The organism is Neobacillus sp. SRL179, assembly GCF_984799095.1.
The window spans coordinates 4,762,140-4,787,379 of record NZ_OZ481792.1 but is presented as its reverse complement, the minus strand read 5'-3'; the positions used below and the strand labels follow the sequence as shown (position 1 = coordinate 4,787,379).

The 25,240-nt window shown below is 37.9% G+C and carries 26 protein-coding genes; 18 read left to right on the top strand and 8 right to left on the bottom strand.

The window, feature by feature from the left end; all coding sequences use genetic code 11:
• Positions 1-120: 120 nt before the first annotated feature.
• On the top strand, positions 121-471 hold the full coding sequence (locus AC4E8C_RS23465; protein WP_490209032.1) for an avidin-fold protein: 351 nt from the start codon (positions 121-123) through the stop codon (positions 469-471).
• 103 nt (positions 472-574) lie between these two features.
• On the opposite strand, the gene AC4E8C_RS23460 is transcribed toward AC4E8C_RS23465, so the two are convergent.
• Positions 575-766 carry a hypothetical protein gene (locus tag AC4E8C_RS23460; protein ID WP_490209031.1) on the bottom strand — a complete coding sequence of 64 codons (192 nt, stop codon included), beginning with the start codon at positions 764-766 and terminating at the stop codon, positions 575-577.
• A gap of 101 nt (positions 767-867) precedes the next feature.
• Here AC4E8C_RS23460 and AC4E8C_RS23455 point away from each other — a divergent pair, with 101 nt between their 5' ends.
• Complete coding sequence (locus AC4E8C_RS23455) at positions 868-1,386, top strand: hypothetical protein (protein WP_490209030.1); 519 nt, start codon at positions 868-870, stop codon at positions 1,384-1,386.
• 216 nt (positions 1,387-1,602) lie between these two features.
• On the opposite strand, the gene AC4E8C_RS23450 is transcribed toward AC4E8C_RS23455, so the two are convergent.
• Entirely contained in the window at positions 1,603-1,872 is a 270-nt protein-coding gene (locus tag AC4E8C_RS23450) for a hypothetical protein (protein ID WP_490209029.1), read from the bottom strand.
• 265 nt (positions 1,873-2,137) lie between these two features.
• Here AC4E8C_RS23450 and AC4E8C_RS23445 point away from each other — a divergent pair, with 265 nt between their 5' ends.
• Both AC4E8C_RS23445 and AC4E8C_RS23440 read left to right on the top strand, forming a co-directional pair.
• Positions 2,138-2,569 carry a hypothetical protein gene (locus AC4E8C_RS23445; RefSeq protein ID WP_490209028.1) on the top strand — a complete coding sequence of 144 codons (432 nt, stop codon included), beginning with the start codon at positions 2,138-2,140 and terminating at the stop codon, positions 2,567-2,569.
• A gap of 120 nt (positions 2,570-2,689) precedes the next feature.
• Positions 2,690-3,172, top strand: coding sequence for a DinB family protein (locus AC4E8C_RS23440; protein WP_490209027.1), 483 nt, complete (start codon positions 2,690-2,692; stop codon positions 3,170-3,172).
• A 650-nt stretch (positions 3,173-3,822) separates the two neighbouring features.
• Here the strand turns inward: AC4E8C_RS23440 and AC4E8C_RS23435 are convergent.
• Positions 3,823-4,719: a TIGR03943 family putative permease subunit gene (locus AC4E8C_RS23435; protein ID WP_490209026.1), complete on the bottom strand. Its 897-nt coding sequence runs from the start codon at positions 4,717-4,719 to the stop codon at positions 3,823-3,825.
• Positions 4,720-4,729: 10 nt separating this feature from the next.
• Positions 4,730-5,617: a permease gene (locus AC4E8C_RS23430; protein ID WP_490212641.1), complete on the bottom strand. Its 888-nt coding sequence runs from the start codon at positions 5,615-5,617 to the stop codon at positions 4,730-4,732.
• Positions 5,618-6,058: 441 nt separating this feature from the next.
• On the opposite strand from AC4E8C_RS23430, the gene AC4E8C_RS23425 reads away from it, so the two are divergent.
• Positions 6,059-7,000, top strand: coding sequence for a metal ABC transporter substrate-binding protein (locus tag AC4E8C_RS23425; protein ID WP_490209025.1), 942 nt, complete (start codon positions 6,059-6,061; stop codon positions 6,998-7,000).
• A 417-nt stretch (positions 7,001-7,417) separates the two neighbouring features.
• Here the strand turns inward: AC4E8C_RS23425 and AC4E8C_RS23420 are convergent, their stop codons facing one another.
• The 3 genes from AC4E8C_RS23420 to AC4E8C_RS23410 are packed head-to-tail and all read right to left on the bottom strand — an operon-like array spanning position 7,418 to position 10,042.
• Entirely contained in the window at positions 7,418-8,011 is a 594-nt protein-coding gene (locus AC4E8C_RS23420; RefSeq protein ID WP_490209024.1) for a hypothetical protein, read from the bottom strand.
• A 36-nt stretch (positions 8,012-8,047) separates the two neighbouring features.
• A complete protein-coding gene (locus tag AC4E8C_RS23415; protein WP_490209023.1) occupies positions 8,048-8,593 on the bottom strand; it encodes a hypothetical protein in 546 nt (181 codons plus the stop codon).
• A gap of 12 nt (positions 8,594-8,605) precedes the next feature.
• A complete protein-coding gene (locus AC4E8C_RS23410; RefSeq protein WP_490209022.1) occupies positions 8,606-10,042 on the bottom strand; it encodes a PQQ-dependent sugar dehydrogenase in 1,437 nt (478 codons plus the stop codon).
• A gap of 157 nt (positions 10,043-10,199) precedes the next feature.
• On the opposite strand from AC4E8C_RS23410, the gene AC4E8C_RS23405 reads away from it, so the two are divergent.
• The 7 genes from AC4E8C_RS23405 to AC4E8C_RS23375 all read left to right on the top strand — a co-directional run bounded on the left by AC4E8C_RS23405 (position 10,200) and on the right by AC4E8C_RS23375 (position 16,287).
• Complete coding sequence (locus AC4E8C_RS23405; RefSeq protein WP_490209021.1) at positions 10,200-10,949, top strand: YqcI/YcgG family protein; 750 nt, start codon at positions 10,200-10,202, stop codon at positions 10,947-10,949.
• A 186-nt stretch (positions 10,950-11,135) separates the two neighbouring features.
• Positions 11,136-11,669: a hypothetical protein gene (locus AC4E8C_RS23400; RefSeq protein ID WP_490209020.1), complete on the top strand. Its 534-nt coding sequence runs from the start codon at positions 11,136-11,138 to the stop codon at positions 11,667-11,669.
• A gap of 147 nt (positions 11,670-11,816) precedes the next feature.
• Positions 11,817-12,164, top strand: coding sequence for a VOC family protein (locus AC4E8C_RS23395; RefSeq protein ID WP_490209019.1), 348 nt, complete (start codon positions 11,817-11,819; stop codon positions 12,162-12,164).
• A gap of 54 nt (positions 12,165-12,218) precedes the next feature.
• Positions 12,219-13,022 carry a GNAT family N-acetyltransferase gene (locus AC4E8C_RS23390; RefSeq protein WP_490209018.1) on the top strand — a complete coding sequence of 268 codons (804 nt, stop codon included), beginning with the start codon at positions 12,219-12,221 and terminating at the stop codon, positions 13,020-13,022.
• Between the two features lie 470 nt (positions 13,023-13,492).
• Complete coding sequence (locus AC4E8C_RS23385) at positions 13,493-13,819, top strand: hypothetical protein (protein WP_490209017.1); 327 nt, start codon at positions 13,493-13,495, stop codon at positions 13,817-13,819.
• Positions 13,820-14,697: 878 nt separating this feature from the next.
• Entirely contained in the window at positions 14,698-15,720 is a 1,023-nt protein-coding gene (locus AC4E8C_RS23380; RefSeq protein ID WP_490209016.1) for a DUF3231 family protein, read from the top strand.
• Positions 15,721-15,822: 102 nt separating this feature from the next.
• Complete coding sequence (locus tag AC4E8C_RS23375; RefSeq protein ID WP_490209015.1) at positions 15,823-16,287, top strand: hypothetical protein; 465 nt, start codon at positions 15,823-15,825, stop codon at positions 16,285-16,287.
• Positions 16,288-16,395: 108 nt separating this feature from the next.
• Here the strand turns inward: AC4E8C_RS23375 and AC4E8C_RS23370 are convergent, their stop codons facing one another.
• A complete protein-coding gene (locus tag AC4E8C_RS23370) occupies positions 16,396-18,087 on the bottom strand; it encodes a GMC family oxidoreductase (RefSeq protein WP_490209014.1) in 1,692 nt (563 codons plus the stop codon).
• A 391-nt stretch (positions 18,088-18,478) separates the two neighbouring features.
• Here AC4E8C_RS23370 and AC4E8C_RS23365 point away from each other — a divergent pair, with 391 nt between their 5' ends.
• The 6 genes from AC4E8C_RS23365 to AC4E8C_RS23340 all read left to right on the top strand — a co-directional run bounded on the left by AC4E8C_RS23365 (position 18,479) and on the right by AC4E8C_RS23340 (position 25,219).
• A complete protein-coding gene (locus AC4E8C_RS23365; protein ID WP_490209013.1) occupies positions 18,479-18,868 on the top strand; it encodes a YkvA family protein in 390 nt (129 codons plus the stop codon).
• A gap of 102 nt (positions 18,869-18,970) precedes the next feature.
• A complete protein-coding gene (locus AC4E8C_RS23360) occupies positions 18,971-19,483 on the top strand; it encodes a DinB family protein (RefSeq protein WP_490209012.1) in 513 nt (170 codons plus the stop codon).
• A gap of 340 nt (positions 19,484-19,823) precedes the next feature.
• Positions 19,824-20,675 carry a BglG family transcription antiterminator LicT gene (gene licT, locus AC4E8C_RS23355; RefSeq protein ID WP_490209011.1) on the top strand — a complete coding sequence of 284 codons (852 nt, stop codon included), beginning with the start codon at positions 19,824-19,826 and terminating at the stop codon, positions 20,673-20,675.
• A gap of 196 nt (positions 20,676-20,871) precedes the next feature.
• Positions 20,872-22,743 carry a beta-glucoside-specific PTS transporter subunit IIABC gene (locus tag AC4E8C_RS23350; protein WP_490209010.1) on the top strand — a complete coding sequence of 624 codons (1,872 nt, stop codon included), beginning with the start codon at positions 20,872-20,874 and terminating at the stop codon, positions 22,741-22,743.
• Positions 22,744-22,783: 40 nt separating this feature from the next.
• A complete protein-coding gene (locus tag AC4E8C_RS23345; protein ID WP_490212640.1) occupies positions 22,784-24,208 on the top strand; it encodes a 6-phospho-beta-glucosidase in 1,425 nt (474 codons plus the stop codon).
• A gap of 513 nt (positions 24,209-24,721) precedes the next feature.
• On the top strand, positions 24,722-25,219 hold the full coding sequence (locus AC4E8C_RS23340) for a P-loop nucleotide/nucleoside kinase family protein (protein WP_490209009.1): 498 nt from the start codon (positions 24,722-24,724) through the stop codon (positions 25,217-25,219).
• Positions 25,220-25,240: the final 21 nt, after the last annotated feature.

Genomic DNA, 25,240 nt, shown 5'->3' with positions numbered 1-25,240 from the left:
TGACAAAAAAATACGGAAAAAGGTTAAAGAGCCTAAAAATATGTAGGTTTTGATATACTTCTTGTCTACTTGGCTCTTTTTCCATTCATAAAACATAATGGGGATAGGGGGAGCAATTCATTGATCAATTATCATGGCCGCTGCTTTGTTTCAGTTGAAAATACCGCAAATGGAGAGGTCTCTGCCAAGACCTTTTTCGAATATAAACAAGAGGGGCAGATCTTAACGGCCTCATACAGTGGAGGGGAAATTATCAAAGGGACATTGATTGGAATCGTAAAGGAAGACGGGGTCTTAGAATTTCGGTATAACCACGTAAATAGCCAACATGAAATTAGAGGGGGGCAATGTATCTCCACTCCTCAAATCTTACCAGACGGGCGAATCAGACTATACGAAAAGTGGAAATGGCAAGACGCAGAAACGACCGAAGGATCATCCATCATCGAAGAAGTTCTCAGTGGTGCCTGACACCCTTTTTACGCCGTGTGTAGTGTAAATGGTGCCTGACACCACTTCTTTAGTGCACAAAGATACAGCACAGAGGGATATTGGACTTTATTCAAGATCTTTACTATTTAGTTAGCAATTTCTCTGGATTCTTTACTTTAATAGAAACCACTTCACCGCAATCCAAACAGATTGTATAAACCTTTTCGGAGCCAATCGCAAATTTCTTTTCCATGGGGCGAAGATTGATGTAGTCACTTGCCTGCACGAATGAACTTCCTTCACAACTTTTACACATCAAATCAGAACTAGTCATATGAATACACGCCTCCTTTTATTTATGTCTATATTACGTATTTAAACGGTGAAAAGTTTCATATTGGTGCCTGACACCATTCTTTCAGTGGAGGTTTTGAGATGAAAAGAGGTATTCTCATTTTTATTTGCATGGTAGGTATGTTTGGAATGGCAGGCTGCAGCCAGGAGAGTGTCGCTCCTGCTCATACAGGAAAATTATTGCCGCCGATCGTGGCTAAACTCAATGTAATTGGGGAACCGTCAAGCCAGGAAAGAATTGATTTGAAACTCCACGTGAAATTCGATCATGCCGAAGCACAAGTAAAAGCCGTCTTGGAGGAATCGGGTGTCATTCAGAATAGGGAAGCGGGAAAAACAGTGCTAGCTGAATGGGCCAACGTTCAAGCAGGAGAAACCCATACGGTTCCCGTTACCGTAAAGGCAGAAATGTCTGGCCAGGGCATCGTCAAGGTAAGGGTAGAAGCCTACGACCAAGAGGACAGGTTTAAATATTCTATGAATCCCACTCAATACTTCCTTGTCACCGAAGAAGAAGTGTTAACTGGCATCAATGGGTTTGAGGAGCTGGAACTTGAGCATCTGGATCAATTGAAGGAGCGGGGGGAAGATCTCAGATAAAGAATACGCGAGACGTAAAGTTGAAATTTTGAAGGGGAACTAACAGCCGTTACTCGTATGAGGGATCTTTGTTGAAGAAAAGGGCCTTACTCCATTAAAGAGTAAAACCCCTTTAGTCAAGAAGGGAAGTATTCCATAGGCTCTGCCCACCTCATGAAAAAAGAAAAGCTGCCGAAATGACAGCTTTATCTGTGACGCTTGCTACCGTTAATCATTCTAATTTTTAAAGGATTTAAAATACTCATATCCTATGATTACTAACCCTAATACTGTAAACAAAAGACCTACAACAAACGGTAAACCGAGAAACAGAGACTGGACAGGTTCATCGCCATATTGCTGTTCTCCAAATATGGCAAACCACAATTTTGACCCTCCAGACCACTCCGTAATACTTGGAGCATAAATAGCACCCGAAAGTATTATGGTTAACGTCACCATCAAACCACCCAGCATCATAAATCCACCAATTATAATTCGCTTCATGATCTCTTCCCCCTGAATGGAAATGTTAGAATTTTAATCCTGTTGGGCAAACCACAATGCTGCAGCTATCAAGCTTATATAAACAGGTCTTAAATACACAAAAGATAAAACAGTCCCACCATTTATTAAATTTTCACCTACATTTTACCATAAAAGGTAGAAAGATGTTCTTTTTAACTAAACCGTAGCTCTGAAAGTATTTTCCTTTTCCACCTTTGGTAGTATAGTTAAGTAATCTATTTGAAAAAATTTGTGGGGGACGCAGATGAAGTTTTTTATCAATTTAAATAAGATTAGTGCCATATATGCATTAGCGCTTTCCGTTGCTATTGAACTCATCATCAACGTAACGCATATTAGTGAGGTAACGGGCTGGGAATGGGATACGGCATATATTGTCGTGGCTGCGATTAATGTGGTCGGGCTTTTACTGGCAACCTTGTTATTTATCTATTTAACAAAGAAATGGTTGATCGGCAGAAAAATGAACTATTGGTCACTTTTTCTTTGGTTTCCTTATTTTCTTTTATTCTTTCTTCTGTCCAATTATTTAGTTCCTTTTCGTTCAGGGGGGATTTTCCCCCGCTATAGTCTGCTGATTGATGGTTCTGTGCTTTTATTTCCCGTCTATATCTTATTTATTAATATGTTTGCCACACCTATCAAAGAAGCGGATGAAGACCATATGCAGGAATAGGTGTTTTGTTGGTGGATGAATGTTACGGCATTGGAAGAAGGGATTCCACCTATTTTTGTAGAAATCATTAGTTTGAACATCTTTTGCGTTCAATCATTTTCTGAAATGAGGAGGGCCATTTTGGACATTTTTTTCAGATATAACTGGATGGTAAGAGAAGAATGGTATCGTTGGTGTGAGGAATTAAGTGAAGAAGAACTTCTGCAAAATCGGACGGGTGGAATGGGAAGTATATTGCATACACTTTTCCATATCGTTGATGTCGAATGGAGCTGGATCCGTCTATTACAAGGGGAGCCGGACTTTCAAGAGAGCTTCAGTGGGTATAAAAGCTTGAATAAGGTTCGAGAATTGGACGCTGAATTTCATGTGGAAGTCGAAAGTTTTGTGAAGAACTGGGATGCTAGTATGGAAAATCGCTTATTTTACGATACAATGCCTGATGGAAAAAAGGTAACGGATACGTGGGGGGAAATCATGCGGCACATCATCGCACATGAAATTCACCATATCGGACAATTATCAATTTGGGCAAGGGAACTTGGAAAAAAGCCTGTTTCGGCAAACTTTATTGGCCGGGGTCTTTCCTTTTATTCCAAATAAATAATTTAAAAATGAGGTCATATAGTAGTGATGGGATTGCAGTGGTGGCAATCCTTTTTTGCCTTAAATTTTGGAGGGTCAAAAAAGAATATGAAAATAATATTTATGATTTTACTTATTCTAATTGGTAGTGTGCTAGTTAGTTTAACAATTGATCACGTTGGTACGATAGCTAACATTATAAAGAATCTAATTGGGGTTGGATGTTTAGTAGGGGGTATTTTTATCGGTAGAAGCAAGAAAAGAAATCGGCAATCCTCTTAAGAACTTATATTTTGTACGGAAAAAATCTTCCATGGACGGAGGATTTTTTATTTTAATTGAGAATATAGCATTTTCATATTTTCCAAGGTGCATAGATCGATTACAAACTTAACTCAAAGAGCTAACAATTTATAAAAATGGTTATAAAGTCACTTTTTGGAAAGGTTTTTTAAAACCTCAGAAAGAATTAGTATATATTTAGGTCATTTATCATAGTAGGGATGGTTATTGAAAGCATCATCAGAATCCAAAAAAGTGGCTCTAATTGTTCTGATCTCCACGCGTGGCAAGCTTGGATATAATCAAGATTCTTATACCGTACTTGCTGAAAATGTAAGTATCAGAGAATAGAATCAACAAAAAAAGACCCCCGATAGGGTCTTTTATTATTTCAATGTGTTTCTATAAACATAAGGGTCAGTAGGCTTTGGAATGGTTTTGTAGCTTGTTACTTTTAAAACAGGAATTTTGGTTTTCATTTGTGGATAATAGATGGTATCCATTGTTCCAGTTACTTGATACCATTGGTCATTCGGAATTTGTACATCATTCGGAAATTGAATCATCATGCCAAAGGCACCAGAGTCAGCGACACAATGAATCAGCCCAAATCGAAGTAAAAACAGCTGGTTAGGCTGTTGGCCGGGACCATTGTAAGTAAATCCTTTCATGGTAAGAGTTTTCCCTGCAAAAGCCCCTGAGAAATTATAAAGCACTTCTAACCCAACTAAATAGTCTTTATCTGTTAAAGTAATATCATTTTTTGGAATATAAGACTTAGACTCTTTCCTGACTAAATCCGTAAAATCAGATGGGTTCATGAATTTACTCATATCAGGATTTAGAACTTGGTGCATCCCTCCCTGATTACTTCCATCTTCTAAGGTCGGAAATGAAAACCCCTTTGCATCCACTAGCTGTGAATCAAGAGTAGCCACTGGCAAAGCTACTCCAGAAATAGCAGGAATTAACACGAGCGTGTAAGCCAAGAATTTTTTTATCTTTTTACCAGCCGATGGTTTCTTTACATCATGACCATGCTCATGATGGTGTTCATTTTCATGATGGTCGTGGCTGCAATCACAATCATGTTGTTCCACTTTCTTTTCTTCAGAAAACCATAATTTAATTCCTTCGAAAACTGTAAGGATGAATAAAATCACGATCATACTTGCAGATAAGAAGCTATATTTCATGTTTATATATTTTGAAATGTTTCCCGTGACATGCAGCATAAAAAACAAGTTAGTAGTTAGTATTAAAATAAGGATTTTAAACATCATCCCACATCCTTTACAAAAGAAGTGAACCAATGAATACAAATGAAGTAATTAATGAAACTAAAAGAACCGCAAATTTCGCCTTAAAAGACCCAAACATCATAAGTAAATTTTTAATATCAACCATATTGCCAAACACTAAGAAAGAGACAATGGAAGTTTGGGGGAAGAAATTACGAAAAGATGCTGCTACAAAAGCATCTGCTGCCGAACAAATAGATAAGATAAAAGCTAAAGCCATCATAACCAATATAGCAGTTACGTGTGTACCGCCCAGTGTGGTTAAAATCCGTGTAGGTACATAAACTTGCATAGAAGAGGCAATTAACGCACCCAGCACTACGTATTTCCCCATATTAAAAAATTCGTCAATCGTATGGTTAAGAACACTCATTAATTTTTGTCGAGTATTCTGGTGAGAATGGTCGTGAACATGTAGTTCATTATTTTCTTTTAATGGATTGTCCTTTATGCCAAACGATAAGGCAAGTCCAACTAAAATAGAAACACCGATGGCTAACCCTGCTCGGTACGCCACCATCGTCCAACTATCTCCGAATGCAATAAACGTAGCAAATAATACAATCGGATTGATAATAGGACCAGAAAGCATAAAGGCAATTCCCGCATGTGGGGCGAGTCCTTTTTTTATTAACCGCGCAACGATGGGAACAATCCCGCATTCACAGCCAGGAAATAATACGCCCATAAAACTAGCAGCGACAACCGATAAATATCTATTTTTTGGTAGAATCCTAAGCAGTGTATTTTCAGAAACAAAAACTTCTATCATTGCAGAAACAAAAGCCCCAATGACAATAAACGGGAATGCTTCAATGATGATACTTATAAAAATCGTATTCAATTGTAATAATCGATCCATGCCTATTCCTCCTGTGATATAACACAATTGGTTTCATAAAAAAACAAACTCTATCATATCAGACTTATCACTGATATGATATGTTTTGATTTTCCATAGATGGTAGATATGTTTCTCGTTAATTTGAAATCAATAATAATTAGAAATAGAAAATCCAGCACAATTACGGCTGGATTTCTTTGTATGAGACCATAATGATTCTACTATGTAAATGTGAATATTTTATGAATAGATGAAAATAAATGCCTATAATCTTGTTTTTAATTTCATATAGATATGCACTTCTGATAAGTTCATTCCATTAAAATTAGATGATTGACAAGAATAATAAATCGTTATATGATTTAAATCGTAATAATTACGATTAACACTTCACTAATAATCTTAAATAATACTAAATAATTATTCGATTTAAATCGTAATAATTCCTAATTAAAGATACCTTGGAGGTAAATGAACATGAAAAGGCTCTTAGTACCATTCATTATTTTTCTATTAATGGTAAGTGGCTGTTCTAATGCAGCTTCAACGAACAGTGGGAAAAACAGTGAAGAATCTAAAAAAATGCAGATTGTCACTACTTTTTATCCAATGTACTACTTTGCCAAAAAGGTGGCAGGCAACTCAGCAAACGTGGAATTATTAATACCAAACGGTGTAGAACCACATGATTGGGAACCGACAGCAAAGGATATGGCTAAAATTCAAGATTCAGATTTGTTTATCTACAATAACCGTTATTTTGAAAGATGGACTGACAAAGTATTCAAGAGTATTAATGATTCAAACTTAAAGGTTGTTGAGGCTTCGAAGGGAATTGAATTGATGGATGCACTAGGTTCAGAGGAAGAGGATGATCATCATTCCGAACATACATCTTCAAAAGACCCTCATGTCTGGCTTTCACCCGTGTTAGCACAGCAGGAGGTTGACAATATAGCTAAGGCTTTAGAAGAGGCAGATCCAAAAAATAAAGACCAATATCAAAAAAATGCAGCAGCTTTAAATTCGGAGCTTGCCGATTTAGATCGCTTATATAAAGAGACCCTTGATAAAGCACAGAATAAAGAATTTGTTACACAACATGCTGCATTTGGATATTTGGCAAAACAATATGGCTTAACTCAAATTCCTATTGCAGGATTATCACCTGATGTAGAGCCAACATTAGGGAAATTAGCCGATTTAACAGAATTAACAAAGAAGAAAAATGTAAAGGTTATTTATTTTGAGGAAATGACTTCTGCAAAAGTGGCCGAAACGTTAGCGAAAGAAATAGGTGCTAAAACGGTAGTATTAAATCCATTAGAGGGATTAACCAAAGAAGAGCAACAACAAGGATTAGACTATATTGGTGTAATGAAAAAAAATCTGGATGCATTGAAATTATCTATTTTTTGATAAGTTATCAAATTTGGGGTTACTTCAAAAGAGTAACCTCTTTTATTATTTTTTTGTTAATAAGTGTGAAATTTTGATATTTATTCACATGGGATTAACATTTCTACCTTGATAATATATAAAAACTAAATATTATAAAGTTGGAAGTGAGGAGGAATGGACAGGTAATGAAGGCCCCGATCTGATAAATAGGCGGAGAAATTTCTCTTATTATGTAATTATTATTAAAAAAGCTTAAATAGACGGAGAGATTCTGCCTATTGATAAGAAAAACGTGAAAATGGGCAATTTTGCTTGTCATAATCGGAAAGTCTCCGCTTATTTATCCCGAAAAGAGCTCTATTCTGGATTTAACCGGAAAACCTCCGCTTATTTTACCTTAGCTGGTTAGTAGATTAGGAAAATCAAGTAATAGCCTTAATGGGAATCATTCTTTTCAAGCTGAATCTTGCTCATGACTCTTTTATTTACTTGTCGTATAGCTGAAAGGCTGAGTCTCATCCAAATCCAACTATACCCGAGACTGAAAGCTGCGATCGCGAGGATCGTTGTACCGTTCACATCGCTTGAAAAGGATGGACCCAGGACAGGGAAGCGGAACATCAAGAGCAGCAAAAGAATCCCGGCTGATAATGCCAGTCCTCCCGTCACGGTAACGGAAACTTTCCGTTTGGCCCATTTAAACCCAAGCCCTAATGCCACCCCTAACAGACCGGTGGTAAACAGAAAGACCAACACCTCTGAGGGCTGGATGATTAGCAGTAAGATGGCGGTTACGACATACGTAAGCAGACCAAACTGAGCCGAGATGATCGTAGCGAGTACAATCGGTCCAGTCGCCATCATGCTAAACGCATAACCGAAACCGCCAATTAATCCAGCAGATTGTAAAATGGCGGCAATGGCTCCTAAAAGGCTCCCCAAGATCATCTTTATATTTCTTGGATAATCGACCACCGACACATCATGAGCCTTCAGAAAAAAACGTACTCCCCTTTGAAACCATTTCAACGTACTTCCCCTCCTAAATGGTGTCAGGCACCGGTGTTACGTGTCTTGTTTGTATAGGATGGAAATGGGTGCCATCTCTAACATGTATTCTTGCAGGAGTAATTGATGCATAGTTTTTTCATGAACAATCGGGAAGGCTAGGGCGACGATTTCTTTCATGCCTAAGGATAAGCCTAATTGTTCTGCTACGGCAAAGGCCCCCATCGCTTGTTGGTTGATATGGAGCATACTATGTAACTGTTTCCAGGATCCTGCTGCACCCCCGATTACATCTTGAAGAAAGAAAAGGGCCTTTTCCATGTTTACTGCCATTTGTCCGGTGATATGATCACTAATTGTATTAGGACTCCGGCCAATCACCCGAAAGAGTTCATTCGCACACTCTGTATGATGTGCATTTGCCCTCCCTATTTTTTCAATGGCTTCTTTGATATGAGGCTCCCTAATGGTTGGAATGGCATTTGCCACAACAGTCTCAAAGGCAGTTTGAATCGCCAGGACATGATGAAACCATTTCTCTACTTCCGAAATCTGCCCGGCCAGATACTGTTCATCTAACTCAATCAAAATGGCTTTATTCACACTAAATCCCCCTTATTCCTTTGTTATTTTCCATAGTACGCCTGTATGTCCGTATGCTTGGACTAATCCCTTCGTCACCGGAGAATGTCCAAAATCTAGGACATACAAGCTTTTGCCGTCTGGATGAAACTTGCAGTCGACCGGTCTTTCAATCCCAGTTACTTGTTGAGTAGAAGAACCCCTTTGTTGTTTGTTTCTCATAAACACCTCGGAGTTTCCTGTTTTTATATTCACCCGTACCACTTGATAGCCATTGTTTATATCCTTCTCATGAGGTGAATTAAGCGGGGCATACGTACCAAACTCTGTGATAAAAAGTTCGCCGCGATGGCCGAAAAAATCGGAACGACAAAAGTCAATTTGCGTCATGGCAGAGTGAGGCTTTTCTAAATAAATAGGTGGTCCAGCCCAGTCTGGCAACGTTTCAAACAACCTCTCCGCTGCTTTTCCTTTTGCTGGATGACAGCGCTCATCCCAAACCGGCACCCCATCTGCCCGCATTTCAGGGAACCCATACCAATCGGGTTTCTTTACACTTCCATGCGGAGTTTTAACGTTCCGGATATGCCAAACGCGATCCGGATCCCCAGCTACTGCTCGTTCCCCTTTTTCCTCCAAACAGTTATCCGAAATATATAACTCGCCATCTTCGCTAAAGGCAAGACCATACGGATTGCGCAATCCCCATGCCAGAAGCTCCACATCGCTGCCGTCTGGTTTAGAGCGCCATAACCCGCTTGAACACCATAATTCCCCTTTAATCACTTCGCTTTTTTTCGCAGGGGTTCCGAACGGTTTGAAGGGCCCTGTCTCGGTTAAAAATGGAAAGGGCATCAGCGGATGTCTAGACGTAACATTATTTCCAGTCAAAACGATATCCTCTCCTGGAATATCATGGGCTTCTGGATGCTTGGCGATGTCGACAGTAAAACCCGACGGCAGAACCACTCCATTTTGCGAAACAGACCCATTCGCAAAATACATAAGGCCGTCATGCGGGCTAAACACTGGACCGCCGGGTTCATGCCAGCCGCCGCTTGGAATTTTCTCGATTAATACTTCTCGTTCCCGCGTTTTGACATCATAACGAACAATCCTGGCAAGGTAGCCTCCTTTACAACTTACATAAATATAGCCATCCCGATAGCTGACCCCTCTAGGGCCACCGAGTGTTTCTACAGCAAAGACCTCAAGTTCTCCAGAAGGCTGCAACTGCAGGATCCGCGGCGGTAAGGCCGGTCGTGTCGGCCAGGTACTGCCTCCTTCCAGAATGTATAAGGTACCGTCATCACTAAACCCCATTCCTGTAGGGAAGGAGAGACCAGCGGCAACAACCTCCACCCGATAACCTTCTGGCACCCACACATCATCAGGATTGATGACGGGCCGTGCGCTGATAGGAAGCTGTATCTTTGGTCCATTCACAAACGTGGTAGATAATCTATTCACTCTTCGTACCCCTCCAAAATAAATCGATTTCATCCTCTATACAGTATGGTCGAAGGGAATTTTTACTATTCTTGAGATGGCTGCCCATTTGTCCACGGACATCTCTCGTCGGTATAGAAAGCGGAATATACTGAGGAAACAACGGGAGGTGAACAATGTGAGAGAATTATATAGGGATGCCCCCTCACAACGAGAACAGCTGAAGGATTGGGAACGAACGGCACTGGAGAATTTTTCTGCAAAGATGAGTGATAAAAATCGGCCTTTTCCTTGTATTCCAGCCACTATCGGCTTCTCAACAAACCAATTACGCTATGGATTTATTGGAGACCCCCGGAAAGCAGAAACGGTACAGGAACTGGCAGAAGTACTGGATGAGTTTACACGCAAGTCAAGAGAGTTTGGTTCCTATACCTCGCTGATTATTTTCTATCAAACACCTGAGGATCTAAGTGAAATCTATACGGTGGAGGAATATGAGCAGTTATTCTGGCGGCAGCTTAGCGGTTTGACGGCACTCGACTCCTCTGAATGGCCGGCAGATATACCGATTGATCCTCATCATCCCATCTGGGAGTTTTGTTTTAATGGTGAAAAATATTTTATGTATTGTGCTACCCCTGCCCATGTTAACCGCAAAAGCCGGCATTTTGATGTCTTAATGCTGGCCATCACCCCTCGATGGGTGCTGCAGGAGTTTAGTAAAAAGGAGAGTTTTGCGAAGAACATGAAATCTAGCATCCGAAGAAGATTGGCTAGCTACGATTCAGCCCCAATCCATCCAGATTTGAATAGTTACGGTACCGAAGAAAACTTTGAGTGGCGACAATATTTTTTGCGGGATGATGATACTTTCTTATCAAAATGTCCTTACCATCGGATACTGAAATTTTTAAAGCTAGATTAATAACAGCGCAGAAGTCTTCCTGCGCTTTTAAATTTTTTATTGGCTAAGTTCGTTGAGAAGTTCATCAGTGGTGACAATGGTTGCAAATTCCTTTTGCAGCATGGCTAACCCATGCTCCTGAATGGCCGCCGCGTCGTGGTAAACCCCTGTGCGACTTGAGTCAGCCCAGGTTGGAAAGTTTTCGGTATGGTTAGTGAAAAAAAGAAGGAAATAACAGCAAAGGACGAGAAATACTATTTTGGCGGAGAAAATCCACCCTTCGAATCAAATGTGGCGCATGAAACATTGGGGAGCTATATTTATGAAAGGGATATTTCTATGACAGCTCATTATTTTATTGCTACATTAAGACCTATTCCTGAATATCATTCAAGTGAAAATAATACTCCATACCTAAATGGTGAAGCGTATAAGGAAAGTTTACCGTTTACTCTCCCTTATGTTTATGAACTTGGAGGAGATGACATTGAATTTATTATATTTTTGGATACATTTATGGAAATAGGCGATATTGTAGAATTATATATATTTGAAGAAGGACGACATGGTTATCCTTTATCACATAATTATCCAGAAGAGGCTAGAACGGTAAATCTCCATAAAAAAACGTACAAAGATCAATACGGTGAATATCAATTGGACTCAAAGAAATGGAAAGAAGAGCTTTCGAGACGTACAATCGCATCAAGACGAAGCGTTACCACATTCGTTAGATACTAACCCGCTGATGTTAAGGTTGTTAGCTTTTAGAAGAAAACTTTCTTAATATAATAGAATGAAGTAAAAAAGCTAGTTATGAATTCGACATTTTTTGAATAAACGTGCATTCTTTTTTGTAAAAAGGATAACTGACAGGAGTGAAACAAGATGATAAAAGGTTTCGGAGGCGTATTTTGGAGAACGAAAAACCTTGAAGCTGTGAAAAAGTGGTACAGTGATGTGCTGAAGCTTGACATAAACAATTGGAATATGACGATGATTAAACCCCAAGAAGGAAATGAGACGATCTTTTCTTTTTTTGCTGAGAACGACAGTTATTTTCCAACAGACCAACAAGTGATGTTAAATTTTCAAGTAGATAATCTAGATGAGATGATCCAACATCTTGAACAAATGGGTGTACCTCTTGTGAAGGAAAAAGAGGTGAGTGAATACGGAAAGTTCACTTGGATTGAAGACCCTGATGGCCGACTGGTCGAGCTGTGGGAGAAATAGGATTCAACATGGAAGGAATACAGTTTTGATCAGTGAAATGAGGGAAAAGATACGATGATTCGTAAGTTACATAAAGAGGATCATGAAGCAGTCATGGCACTTGTTGGTCAGAAGCCAGCAGAAAATTTATTTATTATAGGGGATATTGAAGCATTTGGTTATGATTCTGACTATCAAGATATTTGGGGGCAATTTCAAAACGGCCAGCTGATTGCTGTCTTACTAAGGTACGAAAGCAATTATATCCCATTTAGTGAGCAAACCTATGATGTAAAGGGTTTTGCAGAAATTATTAATCAGAATCCAAATCGAGTTGAATTAAGCGGATTAAAGCATGTAACGGAGCCTTTACAAAAATGGATCAATCGGAATGTAAGAAAACATAGCGATACATATTATGCAAAATGTACGGGTTTAAGTTACGAAGTAGATGAAGAAAGAATCCAGCAGGCGACCTATTTACAGCCGTCCGAATATCAGGAAAATATAGAGATGTTACGTTTAATACCTGAATTTTCAACGGGGAATTTTAGCGTTGAAGCGAGAGAGCGGGCTGAAAAGAACAAGACGGGAAGAACCTATATTGTCCGAAACGAACAAGGGACCATGGTGGCATCCGCATCGACAACGGCCGAAAATTCTCAATCGGCCATGGTTGTTGCGGTTGGAACAAGACCAGGCTTTGAACGAAGAGGCTATGCAACAGTCTGTATGGAAAAGCTTTGCAGTGAATTAGTAGCAGAGGGGAAGTCCCTTTGTTTATTTTATGATAATCCCGCTGCTGGAAAGATTTATAAACGATTAGGATTTACCGACATTGGGTTGTGGACGATGATTCGATATGAAGCATTAACATAAATAGCAAGTGGATAAAATGAATAGGGGACCTAGTGATAGACACTCGAAAAGAGTGTTTCATCGCTAGGTCCTTTTTTCTAATGGAAGTGACTGGGCAGGTTAGTGAAGAAGGAAAATAATGGATGGTTGAAGAATTAGTTATAATAAAAATGCAATCTAATTGGAGGGCTAATGAGTGAAACTCTTGGTTAGTGTTATAGCAATATGTTGTGGTTCTTGGATGACAATTTATTTATATGGGTTGTATGCCATACAATCCGTAAAATACGACCACATCCTCATCCTATTTCCTGCGATCATGTTTTCTATCGTTCTCTATTGCCTCTATTCCGAAATAAAAAGGATTGAGAAAGCAAATGAGGAACGGTCAATAAGAAAAACAGGCGCTTGATGCTTGAGGTAAGGAAATTATTCATGATGGATTTTACAACGGGGAGGGCTAACGATGAAATTTATAAAGGGGTGTAAAAATGACTGATCACACAGATAAAACGAATGTTGGATATACAATTTTTATGTCAACGGGAGTACGTGATGAATATCCGCATGTTGATTTAATTAACCAGCAAGTAACCTGTAGGGTTTTATATAAAGAGGAAACATATATGACGGTTATGGTTGATGTAAAAAATGATACGGTACAAGTTGAAGGAGACGTTGCTGAATTAGGAGATTTAGCCATGAGCAGAGATTCTTATATTGATATGTTCAAAGGTCAGGCAAAGTTTTTTATTGATCACCATATTTCTAACCCCAAAAAGTATTATGAAGAATTAATAAATAATCAATCTTCCTAAACGAACGAGTCTAAGAGTTTAAGATCCGGCAGCCTTTCTTTTGTCTGAAGTCGAGTGAACTTCGGACAAGGGAAGACCAAAAAGAAGAGGTGGTGTCTGAAGTCGAGTGAACTTCAGACAAGGGAAGACCAAAAAGAAGAGGTGGTGTCTGAAGTCGAGTAAACTTCGGACAAGGGAAAGGAAAAAAGGCAAGATGATATCCGAAGTCGAGTGAACTTCGGACAAGGGAAGACCAAAAAGAAGAGGTGATGTCTGAAGATAAGTGAACTTCGGACAAGGGAAGACCAAAAAGAAGAGATGATGTCCGAAGTGGAGGAAACTTCGGACAAGGGAAGACCAAAAGAAGAGATGATGTCCGAAGTGGAGGAAACTTCGGACAAGGGAAGACCAAAAAGAAGAGATGATGTCTGAAGATAAGTGAACTTCGGACAAGGGAAGACCAAAAAGAAGAGAGGATGTCTGAAGATGAGCGAACTTCGGACAAGGGAAGACCAAAAAGAAGAGGTGATGTCCGAAGTCGAGTGAACTTCGGACAAGGGAGGACCAAAAAGAAGAGGTGGTGTCCAAAGACAAATGAACCTCGGAAGGGGCAATCCCAAAATTAATTAAATAACACAGAACCGAACCTTCCGTTAGCTTATGGATGGTACGGTTCAAACGGGATTAAATTCCCACGGATGCGTTTCTGTAATAAGCAGAAACGCTTTTTTATGTTGCGGGCAGGTAAGTGTAAGTAAGAATATCTTTCCTTAAATATTTAAAGAAACATTTAAGGAAAGATAAAAATGAAGAATGTTGAACCGATTCCTTAATACATACTATAGGTAATTTATGGGGAAGGTATTTTTTAGTAGATCTTTTTTGGGGGTTACTTACTTATGGAGGAAAAAGGTAAACAGATTCGGCTAACGGCGGGGGAAATGGGCCAACTTTGGATTCAATATTTAAATGATAGCTCCAGCATATGTATTCTTTCCTTTTTTTTAGAAAAAGTGGAGGATATAGAAATTAAGCCTATCATTGAATTTGCTGTAGAATTATCAAAGTCACATATTCAAAAGATTACCGCCATCCTAACAGAGGAAAAATGTGTAGTTCCATATGGTTTTAGTATAAAAGAGGATGTGGATTTGACTGCTCCTAGACTTTATTCCGACAGTTTTGTCCTAAATTTTTTAAACCAAATGTCTAAGGTTGGACTTACCACCTATGCTGGTAGTGTTGGAACATCTGTAAGAAGTGATATTAAATCCTATTATATGGATTGCCTTTCTGAAACCATGCAATTATATGATAGGTCAACGGAATTATTATTGTCTAAAGGATTGTATGTCAGGTCTCCGAGTCTGCCTAATATAGAGAAGGTTGAATTTGTCAAAAGGCAATGGTTTATGTTTGATGTGTTTGGAGAAAAAAGACCTTTAATCGCGGCTGAAGTCGATCATTTATTTGCGAATCTACAAAGAAATGCCTTGGGAGTAGCTGCGCTGACTGGATTCAGTCAGGTTGCCAAGGATAAGGATGTAAAACAATTCTTTTTAAAAGGATTAGAAGTGGGAAATAAACATATTAGATTATTTAGAGGGAAGCTTGAGGAATGTAAACTTCCAGCACCTAGGGGGTGGGATTCAGAAATTACAAATAGTACAGCCCATACTTTTTCCGATAAACTAATGATGTTTTTCACAAGTGGTTTGATTTCATTAAGCGTTGGTTATTACGGTACAGCGGTTAGTCAAAGTCCTAGAGGCGATATTAGTGCCATGTATAACAGGTTATCCATGGAAGTTCAGATGTATTCTGAAGATGGAGCGAATATCATGATTAAAAATGGATGGATGGAACAGCCTCCAATGGCATCCGATCGAGATGAATTAATAAGAAGAAAGAGTCAGTTGTAAATCATCTGTAAAGTCCTTCTGCAGAATGCAGTAAGGGCTTTTTTTTGCTAAAAAATATCATTTAGGTAAACCTAACCATATAAAAATATGGGAGTGGTTGCTATGAATAAAGTCGTGCTATTGCTAGTCATGGTAATTTTCTTAACTGCCGGAAATGCTTCGGCCGCTAAGGTTACAGCAGTAGGAGGAGAAAGGTATGAAGTAAAGGACCAAGCGACAAAGATGTTTATATATGACACCATGCAGGTATGGATGCATCATAGCTTAGTGGATTATTATCATCATAAATATCATGCACACTCCATAAATTGGGGAGGTCCCAAACCAGAAGGAATACGCATTTGGATAAGGCTGCTTGAGCCAAGTGAAACCAATTATAAATACACCCATCTCATAAAAATCTCTTTACAACGTGATGAATTGATTATTAATGATAAGAAAAAAATGAAAACAGAAGACACACTTACGTATATGATTAATGCACGCTTACTTTCACTTTGTCCTGAATCAGGTAAGTCTGAAAAGGAATTAAGATTAATCGATTCTAATCATAAAGTGCGGCCATAATAGATAAAAGGACGTTGGTCATGCTCTGGCCAACGTTCCTGCATTTTTAATAAGAGATGGATTTTATGTTACACAGCTTAGTTGTAAATCAAATTCGATTAGATTTACTCATTTTTTGTCTCGAATAAATCTAACAGCATTTAAACCAATCATTTGGGCTGCTAATGCTGTATTACCATCTGGTAAAATAGGAGAGATGGAAAGATCTGCAACTTTCAGATTTTCCGTACCAAATACGTTCAGAAATCCATCCACAACTCCATCTTCAATATTCCTCCCCATCCTGCATTGCCCGCCATAGTGATTTAATACGTTATATGAGGCCTTTGCAAAATTAGCAAGTTGAGCTCGTTTCTCAGTTTCATCCTTTAAGTTAAAAATATCCTCTGAAGGATAAACGACCCTATAAATCCCCTCTGGGTCTAACTTACGAGCCCTTTTAATTATATTAAAGGTCTCAATATAATGGTCAACCATATACTCTAAATCATCAGGGTTTTCTAGTGGATTAAAGTCAACAGAAGGGTATGCTTCGGGGTCGCTGTGTGCTGCCATAATAGTCCCTTTACTTTTTGGGTTAAGATCTACAATCCCAATACTCATTATATTACTCGGTTTATTCTCGTTAAAATTCCAGTTGTTAATGAAGACATCTTGAACAGGAATAAATCGTGGAAATATGTTACCTAATAATTGAAGGCGGCGTGCTTCCCGCTGTTCTGCTTCATCATCCTTTTTAAAGGCACCTAATGGTATAGGTTGATCTGGGTCAAATGACATAACCATTAATAATCGGGTTGTCTCCACTTCTACCCCTATACCAACAGCATAATGTGCTTTAAAGTTGTAACCGACATTTGGACTTTCGACTAATGTGTTTATACCAGCTTTAGCTAAATCCGAAGAATGACCAATTCCTGAACGTTGTAAGATAACTGATGAGAAATTCCCCGCTGAGACGATGATCCCTTTATGAGCAAAAGCTCTTTGTGATTTGCCGTTTCTAACAAATTCAACACCTACAGCAATTTGGGTTTGCCCGTTCTGTTCAAATAAGATTTTATTAACAGTGGCTTTTGCAATTACTCCCAGTTTTCTACGGCCCACTCCAACCTCATCTGAAACGAATTCATCGCCTTGTGTCACAATATATTTGTTTAAATATCCAGTTGCAGTAGAAGAACGAATAAACATTCCTCTACCCACTTCTTTTTGAGTAAATTGTGATTGGATGAAGGTACAATCTCTTATCCCAGTATTATAATCTTCGACAATCGGAATTTCTAAGACATCGGATGTTGCTCTTGCTAAAATCGTAGTAAGCCCATTTGTAGGAATCATTTGTTGTCTTATAAAGATGGGTCCATCGGTTCCTCTTTCGTTGGGGGCTTGTGTTTCACCTGTGTAGGTTTCATTTTCTATAAATAAATCGCGAATATTATTGTAGCTCCATTGAGGTCCTGCAATAGTAGCCCATTCATTATAAAGGTGGCTGCTCCCACGTACAGCAAGCATTGCGTTATGCTCGGAACTTCCTCCAATAACTCTTCCACCCGATAATAGGAGCTGACGTCCGATAGTTTGTTCTAATTTAGACAGGATATTGAAGGAAAATTTATTATCAGAGGATAAGGTTTGTGCAGTTCCACCATTAGGACTACTAAATTCTTTTGTCATATTTGTCCCTGGCTCAAGGACAAGTACAGATGTAGATTTATCATCGGTTAATTCTTTAGCAATTATCCCCCCAGCCGTTCCAGCACCGATTACAATATAATCAAAGGTGTTTTTTGCTGACATTTCATCATTCCTCTCTAAGCCAAGTTAGATTAATTTAGAGCCTTATTTTATATGTATGATGAATTGTCACCTTTGTGTGAGTAGGAATTTAACGACTCTGGGAAAGTAACATTGTGAAGATATGTACTTAAAGTAATGGGTGTTTAAACAAATGATCGCTGCAGCGGTCTTTTTCTTGTTGAGCTAAGGCTCAGCTTACTTGAAGAAGGAAAAACCTGACCTTTTGGAGAAATTATTATAAAAAGGTAGATGATGGAAAGGCAGAGACGGGGGTAATTCAGATTCTCTAAGGATAATCCTTCCAAGCTTTTTCATAGTGAAATAAAAAAATCCTATGTAAACTTTGTTTGTAATAATGGAAAAAATCTTAACCTGTTATTAGGAGATCAAAATGTTTAAGAAAATTAAGGCGTGGGCAAGGAAGTTAAAACGACAAATATTTATTCTTTACTTTGCTTGTAAAGATGAGAGAGTACCTTGGTATGCTAAATTATTCACTACTTGTGTTGTAGCTTACGCATTCAGTCCGATTGATCTAATACCTGATTTTATACCTATTCTTGGCTACTTAGACGACGTAATTCTCGTACCATTAGGAATCATGATTGCGTTAAAGATGATTCCAAAGAATGTACTATCCGACTGTGTAGTGAAGGCAGAAGAAATGATGAAAAACGGTAAGCCAAAGAATTGGATTGTAGGCTCAATAATAGTGTTGTTTTGGATTATAATGATCCTGTGGCTTGTGTTAAAGGTATCTCATTTATTCAGGTCCAGCTAAAATGTGCATTTCCAAAATAATACTCAAAGAATACATTTCATCGTTGAGAATATATACAGAATAGGAATCTAGATATTTACTTTTCGGTGAAGGGAGAATTTCATGAGTAATTTAGTCAATGACCATCTGTATGATACGAGAAATAACTTAATAAAGGAGATTACATCATTAAGTTATACTCAATTTAACGATAGACCTGATATGAATATGTGGAGTATAGCTCAAGTTTGTCATCACTTAGTGTTAGTCGAACAAGTGACAATAAAGGCTATTTCATGGGGATTAAAAAAGGTTGATCCTACTCAAACAGAACGTAAAAACGTCCTTCTATTGTTGGACCGAACGAAAAAGTTTAAAGCTCCCGAAATCGTTGAACCAGCTGGAGAACCATTTGAAGTTCAGTCTATTCTTGCTTTGTTAAACGATTCGAGAGAAAAACTTCTGACTTTCCTTAGTACTATAGAGGATCAATCAATATTGGCGGAAAAATCATTTACGCATCCTGCCTTAGGTGAATTACCACTTGACCAATGGATTGAACAGATATATTTGCACGAACAGCGACACATAGAACAAATAAACGAGATAAAATTACTTTTAGATGCGAGACAGTGAACTTTCGATTATTAACAAATTCCTGTTTAAGTAAAGGGCTGCGATTCTTCATTAACGAGGGGTCGCTTTTTCTTTATTGAAGTAACGGGCAGGGGAGTCTGAACCAAAAAAACGTTTGCAAAAATAAAATAAGTAGTATATATTATTATAAAAATTAACTATAAGGATTGTTACTGGTCAAGCAGGCGATACCTAAGCGAAAGCGAATAGATTACATGTCGTGTAATCAGTTGGCTTTTGTTTAGGTTTTTTTTCTTAATTAATAATCCAATCCACTAAAGAGACGACCTACTAGTGTTAAACAAAGCTATATTTATCGAAAAGAGGTGAAACTTGAAAAATGATCATACGGCAAATTTTTAATAATAATGTAATTCGAGTTGAAGACCAAGTAGGTCATGAATTTATCGTAATTGGAAATGGGTTGGGTTTTAAAAAGAAACATGGGCAGCCTGTCGATCAAACGAAAATTGAAAAAACATTTATGCTTAGACCTAATAATGTTCCACAAAAATTAATTGATTTAATAGGAGAAACTTCTGCTGAATATTACTTTCTGGCGAAAAGTATAATTGATTATGCAAGTAAAGATATGGGGGACATTTTTAACGAAAATATATATCTAACTTTAATTGACCATATACAGTTTGCCATCGAAAGGTATAAAAAATCTTTAGGATTAAAAAATGCCCTTTTGTGGCAAATTAAAAAGTTTTATCCAAAAGAGTTTATGATCGGTATAAAAGCCCTTGAAATGATTAAAGAGCAATTTGACATTGACATGGATATACATGAGGCAGGCTTTATTGCGATGCATTTTGTCAATGCAAGACAAGATGGTCAAGGTATGCAGCAAACTGTAGAGGTAACTAAAATAATAGATGATATTGTTACAATTGTTAAAGACAATTTTGGATTTAATTTAGATGAAAGCTCTTTTAACTATTCACGATTTATCACACACTTGCAATACTTTGCCCAGCGCTTGGTGAACGGAAATCAGGAGCGTAAAAGTGAAGGGGATACTTTTTTATATGACCAAGTAAAGGGGAAATATTCACAGGCTTTTAACTGTACAAACCTAATTAACAAGTATTTGGAAGAAGAATACGAAAGCGCTATGACGATTGATGAAAAGGTATATCTAACGATCCACATTAATCGCCTGACTATTCGAAATGAATTTGAATAGAAAATAGAAAAGCGCTTGCAAAGGTAAAAGAAATAGTTTATATTATTCTTACAAAAATTAACTATAAGGATTGTTACTGGTCAAGCAGGCGATACCTAAACAAAAGCAAGTAGATTACATTGTGTAATCAAATTGCTTTTGTTTAGGTATTTTTTTGTTTACTAGACTAATAATCCAATAAAAAGGAGACTCACGAATGGATAACAAGAAATTGGGAACAGACATCGTCACGCTTGTTGGCGGTCCAGAGAACGTTAAAGACTTAGTCCATTGTGCTACTAGGCTTAGATTTAGTCTTAAAGATTCTACAATTGCCGAAAGGGAAACGTTAGAGAAGCATCCAGGAATACTTACAGTTGTTGAAGGCGGGGGGCAATTCCAGGTTGTTATAGGCAGCCATGTTCCTGATGTTTTTAAAGAAATTATAAATAGCTATCAGTTTAATTTTTCAACAGAGACCATGGATGGACAAAATAAGAAAACATCCCCAATTTCCAAAGTATTTGAAATCATTTCTGGAGCATTTTCTCCTTTAATTCCTGCAATGGCTGGTGCAGGAATGGTAAAAGTCATTTTAACCATTCTACCGATGTTAGGATGGTTATCAGAAAACAGCAGCACGTTTAAGGTATTGTCCGCAGCTAGTAATGGGGTCTTTTACTTTTTTCCAATCCTTTTAGGAATTACGCTTGCTCTTAAATTAAAAGTAAATGCTTATGTTTCAGGTGCCATTGGCGCAGCATTAATGGAACCAAATTTTACGGGCTTAATTGCTGAAGGGTCAAAAGCCACTTTTATGGGTATTCCTATGGTTCCCGTCGATTACGCATCTAGCGTATTCCCGATCTTTATTGCTGTTGGTATCTATTACTTTCTTGAAAAATTTCTTAAAAAGATTATTTATAAAGAGGTTCAACTGTTCTTAGTACCGATGATTTCTTTAATGATTATGGTTCCTCTTACCGCAATCGCATTTGGCCCGATTGGAACCTATGCTGGCACTGCCATTGCATCCGGAATTAATTGGTTGATTGGATTCAGCGGAATAATTGCAGGTATCATTATCGGAGCAGGATACACTTTCCTAGTAGTTTTCGGTCTACATTGGGGCTTAGCTCCGATAACCCTGGAAAATATTAAAATGGGCGGAGATCCGATTGAGGCAATGGCGGCTGCAACTGTTTTTGCTCAATGTGGAATTGCAATTGGTGTTTTCCTCCGTGCAAAGAAGGATAAAGATCTTAGGTCTCTAGCTGCTTCCGCAAGTATAACTGGACTTTTAGCCGGAGTAACGGAACCGATCATTTACGGTTTAATACTAAAATACAAACGGTTACTTCCGATTCTTATGATTTCCGGTGCGCTAGGGGCATCCATTAATGGACACTTTGGCGTAAAGTATACAGCTTATGTATTCCATAACATCTTTTCTTTTCCAATTGAGAAACCAACATATATATTTGCCATATCAATGGGATTAACATTTATTACGGCTATGACTTTAACGTATATCTTTGGATACGAAAGAAAGATTAGCGCTAAAACAGATGAAGAAGAAGTTAGTTCAAATCCTTTTGAAAAACAACTGGAATTCACGCCATCTGCTGACCTGAAAAAGGAAACTATTTTCACTCCAGTTGTTGGAAAAGTAGTGTCATTAAAGGATGTAAAGGATGAAGTATTTTCATCTGGGGCTATGGGAAAAGGATTGGCAATCAATCCAACCATTGGTGAGGTATGTGCTCCTGTTGATTGTAAGGTATCAGCAGTATTTCCTACAAAGCATGCAATTGGAATAACAACAATGGCGGGTACTGAGATTTTAATTCATGTAGGTATGAATACTGTCTCTCTTAAGGGGAAATATTTCAACACTTTAGTTAAGGAAGGTGATTTAGTTAAAAAAGGAGAGGTCTTACTAAAATTTGATAAAGAGAAAATTAAAGAAGCAGGTTTTGAGTTAGTGACTCCTATAATTATTACCCATACTTCCAAGAAGATTGAAATGTTTGAAACAGATAAAGAGAGTGTAGAAAAAGATGATTTATTGCTGGCTCTTGTCCATTAAGAAACTAGTAGTGGTGAATAGGTAAAGGAGGAAGTCTGTGATGAAGGATAACTTCTTATGGGGTGGCGCAATTGCTGCCCATCAAGTAGAAGGTGCGTGGAACGCAGGTGGGAAAGGCGTAAGTATTGCTGATGTTATGACAGCAGGAACGAAGGATAAAGCGCGTAAAATAACGGATGGAGTGTTACCCGATACTTATTATCCAAACCATGAAGGAATTGACTTTTATGGACATTATAAAGAAGATATAAAAATGTTTGCAGAAATGGGATTTAAGTGCTTGAGAACTAGTATTGCTTGGACACGTATTTATCCAAATGGTGATGATGCTAACCCAAATGAAGAGGGATTAAAATTTTATGATGAGTTGTTTAGAGAACTTCTAAAGTACGGAATTGAGCCAGTTGTTACATTAGCACATTTTGAAATGCCATATCATTTAGTAAAAGAATATGGAGGATGGAGAAACCGTAAATTAGTAGATTTCTTCAAAACGTTTTCTATTACAGTAATGAAGCGGTATAAAGATACGGTTAAATATTGGCTCACATTTAACGAGATTAATAATCAAAGGATTTTAGATAACCCTATTTATTCTTGGACAAATTCTGGAATTATCTATACTGACAATGAAAATAAACTTGAAACGATGTATCAGGCAGCCCATTATCAGTTCGTGGCAAGTGCTTTAGTTGTAAAAGAAGGAAAAAAAATTAATCCGGACTTCCAAATTGGCTGCGTATTAGCAGCAACGCCTAATTATCCATTAACAAGTGATCCAAGGGATATATTGTTAGCGCAAAAAGAAGATGACCAACAGTTATTCTTTACTGATGTTCATGTTCGGGGACATTATCCAAGACGCTTTGTAAAAGAGTGGGAAAATAAAGGATATCAGTTAGACATAACGGAGGAAGATCTCAAAATTCTACGTGAAGGAACGGTTGATTATATAGGCATAACGTACTATTTGAGTAATACTGTTTCTGTTAGACCAGAAGCAAAGCGCTTAAACGATGCCCTACTAGGTAATGATACGCTTGTTGAAAATCCATATGTTCAGGCAACTGAGTGGGGATGGGCAATTGACCCAATTGGTTTTCGATATTACTTAAATATGCTTAATAACCGTTACGAGTTGCCGATTTTCATTGTGGAAAATGGGTTTGGGTACGCTGATAAATTAGAGAATGGCCACATTCATGACAAAGAGCGGATCGTATATTTACAGCAGCATATTGAGCAAATGAAATTAGCCATTGTTGAAGATGGTGTTGATGTACTTGGATACACAGCTTGGGGATGTATTGACCCAATATCGTTTACAACCGGAGAAATGAAAAAACGCTATGGGTTTATTTATGTAGACAAGCATAATGATGGTTCTGGAACACTAGAGCGGAAGAAGAAAGAGTCATTCTTCTGGTATAAAAATGTTATTGCAACAAACGGTAATAAACTTTAATCAAAATTATAATCACTTACCGAGGGCCACTAAAGTAGCCCTTCTGGATTTTAAAGTAAGATTGTGAAGAGTTAAACTTAACTATCGGGGGCGATTGTTCTATTAGAGCAATCGCTTTTCTTTTTACGCTAACAAAGTAGGTTAGTTAATAAGAAGCCAAATATTTAATGGCATATGTTTTAAAATATTTGTGGTCTAATTTTAAATTTTATTTTTAAAATGATTTTAGGCAAGAAAAATAGTAAGGTCGGTTTTGGTCTCTATCTGATAGGTACTGCTATAATTGCAACGATTGGTACAATTTTTGGGTGACACACGAGTTTTCCTCAGATTGCGAAAGCAATCCTTTTGTTGATCTAAAGGGCAGGTTTTTAAAGAAGGAATATAAACGAAATTGGTAGAATAAGTAAACTGGATATAAATCGTAACGTCTAAATATTAATAAGAGGAGAATATCTAAGGAAACTAACGAAGTAAAAGGTTTTAACTGAAATACGCGGGAGGTTAAAAAAAATGAAACAATTGGGGACGTTATACTTTTTCTGTGGAAAAATGGGGGCTGGAAAATCAACTAAATCAAAACTATTGGCGATAGATAAACATGCCGTACTGTTGTCTGAGGATGAATGGCTTTCATCTCTTTATCCCAATCAGATTGCATCATTTGAGGACTACCTAAAATTCTCAGCGCAGCTCAAGCCGTTGGTGAAAAAGCATGTTCAAAACATATTAAGTGTCGGTACAGATGTAGTGATGGATTTTCCAGCTAACACTCAAAAACAGCGAAAGTGGTTTTTGGATATGGCGTCAGAGGTCAATGCAAGCCATCAACTAATTTTCCTTAATCTTAATAACGAGCAATGCTTACATCAAATTGCACAAAGACGTTACGAACAACCCGAAAGAGCAGCTTTTGACACGGAAGCGGTGTTTATTCATGTTACTAAATTTTTTGAAACACCAGAGGCATCTGAGGGTTTAAATATTTTAGAGTTTAGCGGAAAAGAATAACAAGGAGTTCAAACAGGAGTG

Bases quoted from the DNA above. Each gene is read 5' to 3' on its own strand.
- AC4E8C_RS23460 (WP_490209031.1), bottom strand. From the start codon at position 766: ATGACTAGTTCTGATTTGATGTGTAAAAGTTGTGAAGGAAGTTCATTC.
- AC4E8C_RS23455 (WP_490209030.1), top strand. From the start codon at position 868: ATGAAAAGAGGTATTCTCATTTTTATTTGCATGGTAGGTATGTTTGGA.
- AC4E8C_RS23450 (WP_490209029.1), bottom strand. From the start codon at position 1,872: ATGAAGCGAATTATAATTGGTGGATTTATGATGCTGGGTGGTTTGATG.
- AC4E8C_RS23445 (WP_490209028.1), top strand. From the start codon at position 2,138: ATGAAGTTTTTTATCAATTTAAATAAGATTAGTGCCATATATGCATTA.
- AC4E8C_RS23435 (WP_490209026.1), bottom strand. From the start codon at position 4,719: ATGATGTTTAAAATCCTTATTTTAATACTAACTACTAACTTGTTTTTT.
- AC4E8C_RS23425 (WP_490209025.1), top strand. From the start codon at position 6,059: ATGAAAAGGCTCTTAGTACCATTCATTATTTTTCTATTAATGGTAAGT.
- AC4E8C_RS23400 (WP_490209020.1), top strand. From the start codon at position 11,136: ATGGTTAGTGAAAAAAAGAAGGAAATAACAGCAAAGGACGAGAAATAC.
- AC4E8C_RS23395 (WP_490209019.1), top strand. From the start codon at position 11,817: ATGATAAAAGGTTTCGGAGGCGTATTTTGGAGAACGAAAAACCTTGAA.
- AC4E8C_RS23390 (WP_490209018.1), top strand. From the start codon at position 12,219: ATGATTCGTAAGTTACATAAAGAGGATCATGAAGCAGTCATGGCACTT.
- AC4E8C_RS23385 (WP_490209017.1), top strand. From the start codon at position 13,493: ATGACTGATCACACAGATAAAACGAATGTTGGATATACAATTTTTATG.
- AC4E8C_RS23380 (WP_490209016.1), top strand. From the start codon at position 14,698: ATGGAGGAAAAAGGTAAACAGATTCGGCTAACGGCGGGGGAAATGGGC.
- AC4E8C_RS23375 (WP_490209015.1), top strand. From the start codon at position 15,823: ATGAATAAAGTCGTGCTATTGCTAGTCATGGTAATTTTCTTAACTGCC.
- AC4E8C_RS23370 (WP_490209014.1), bottom strand. From the start codon at position 18,087: ATGTCAGCAAAAAACACCTTTGATTATATTGTAATCGGTGCTGGAACG.
- AC4E8C_RS23365 (WP_490209013.1), top strand. From the start codon at position 18,479: ATGTTTAAGAAAATTAAGGCGTGGGCAAGGAAGTTAAAACGACAAATA.
- AC4E8C_RS23360 (WP_490209012.1), top strand. From the start codon at position 18,971: ATGAGTAATTTAGTCAATGACCATCTGTATGATACGAGAAATAACTTA.
- licT (WP_490209011.1), top strand. From the start codon at position 19,824: ATGATCATACGGCAAATTTTTAATAATAATGTAATTCGAGTTGAAGAC.
- AC4E8C_RS23350 (WP_490209010.1), top strand. From the start codon at position 20,872: ATGGATAACAAGAAATTGGGAACAGACATCGTCACGCTTGTTGGCGGT.
- AC4E8C_RS23345 (WP_490212640.1), top strand. From the start codon at position 22,784: ATGAAGGATAACTTCTTATGGGGTGGCGCAATTGCTGCCCATCAAGTA.
- AC4E8C_RS23340 (WP_490209009.1), top strand. From the start codon at position 24,722: ATGAAACAATTGGGGACGTTATACTTTTTCTGTGGAAAAATGGGGGCT.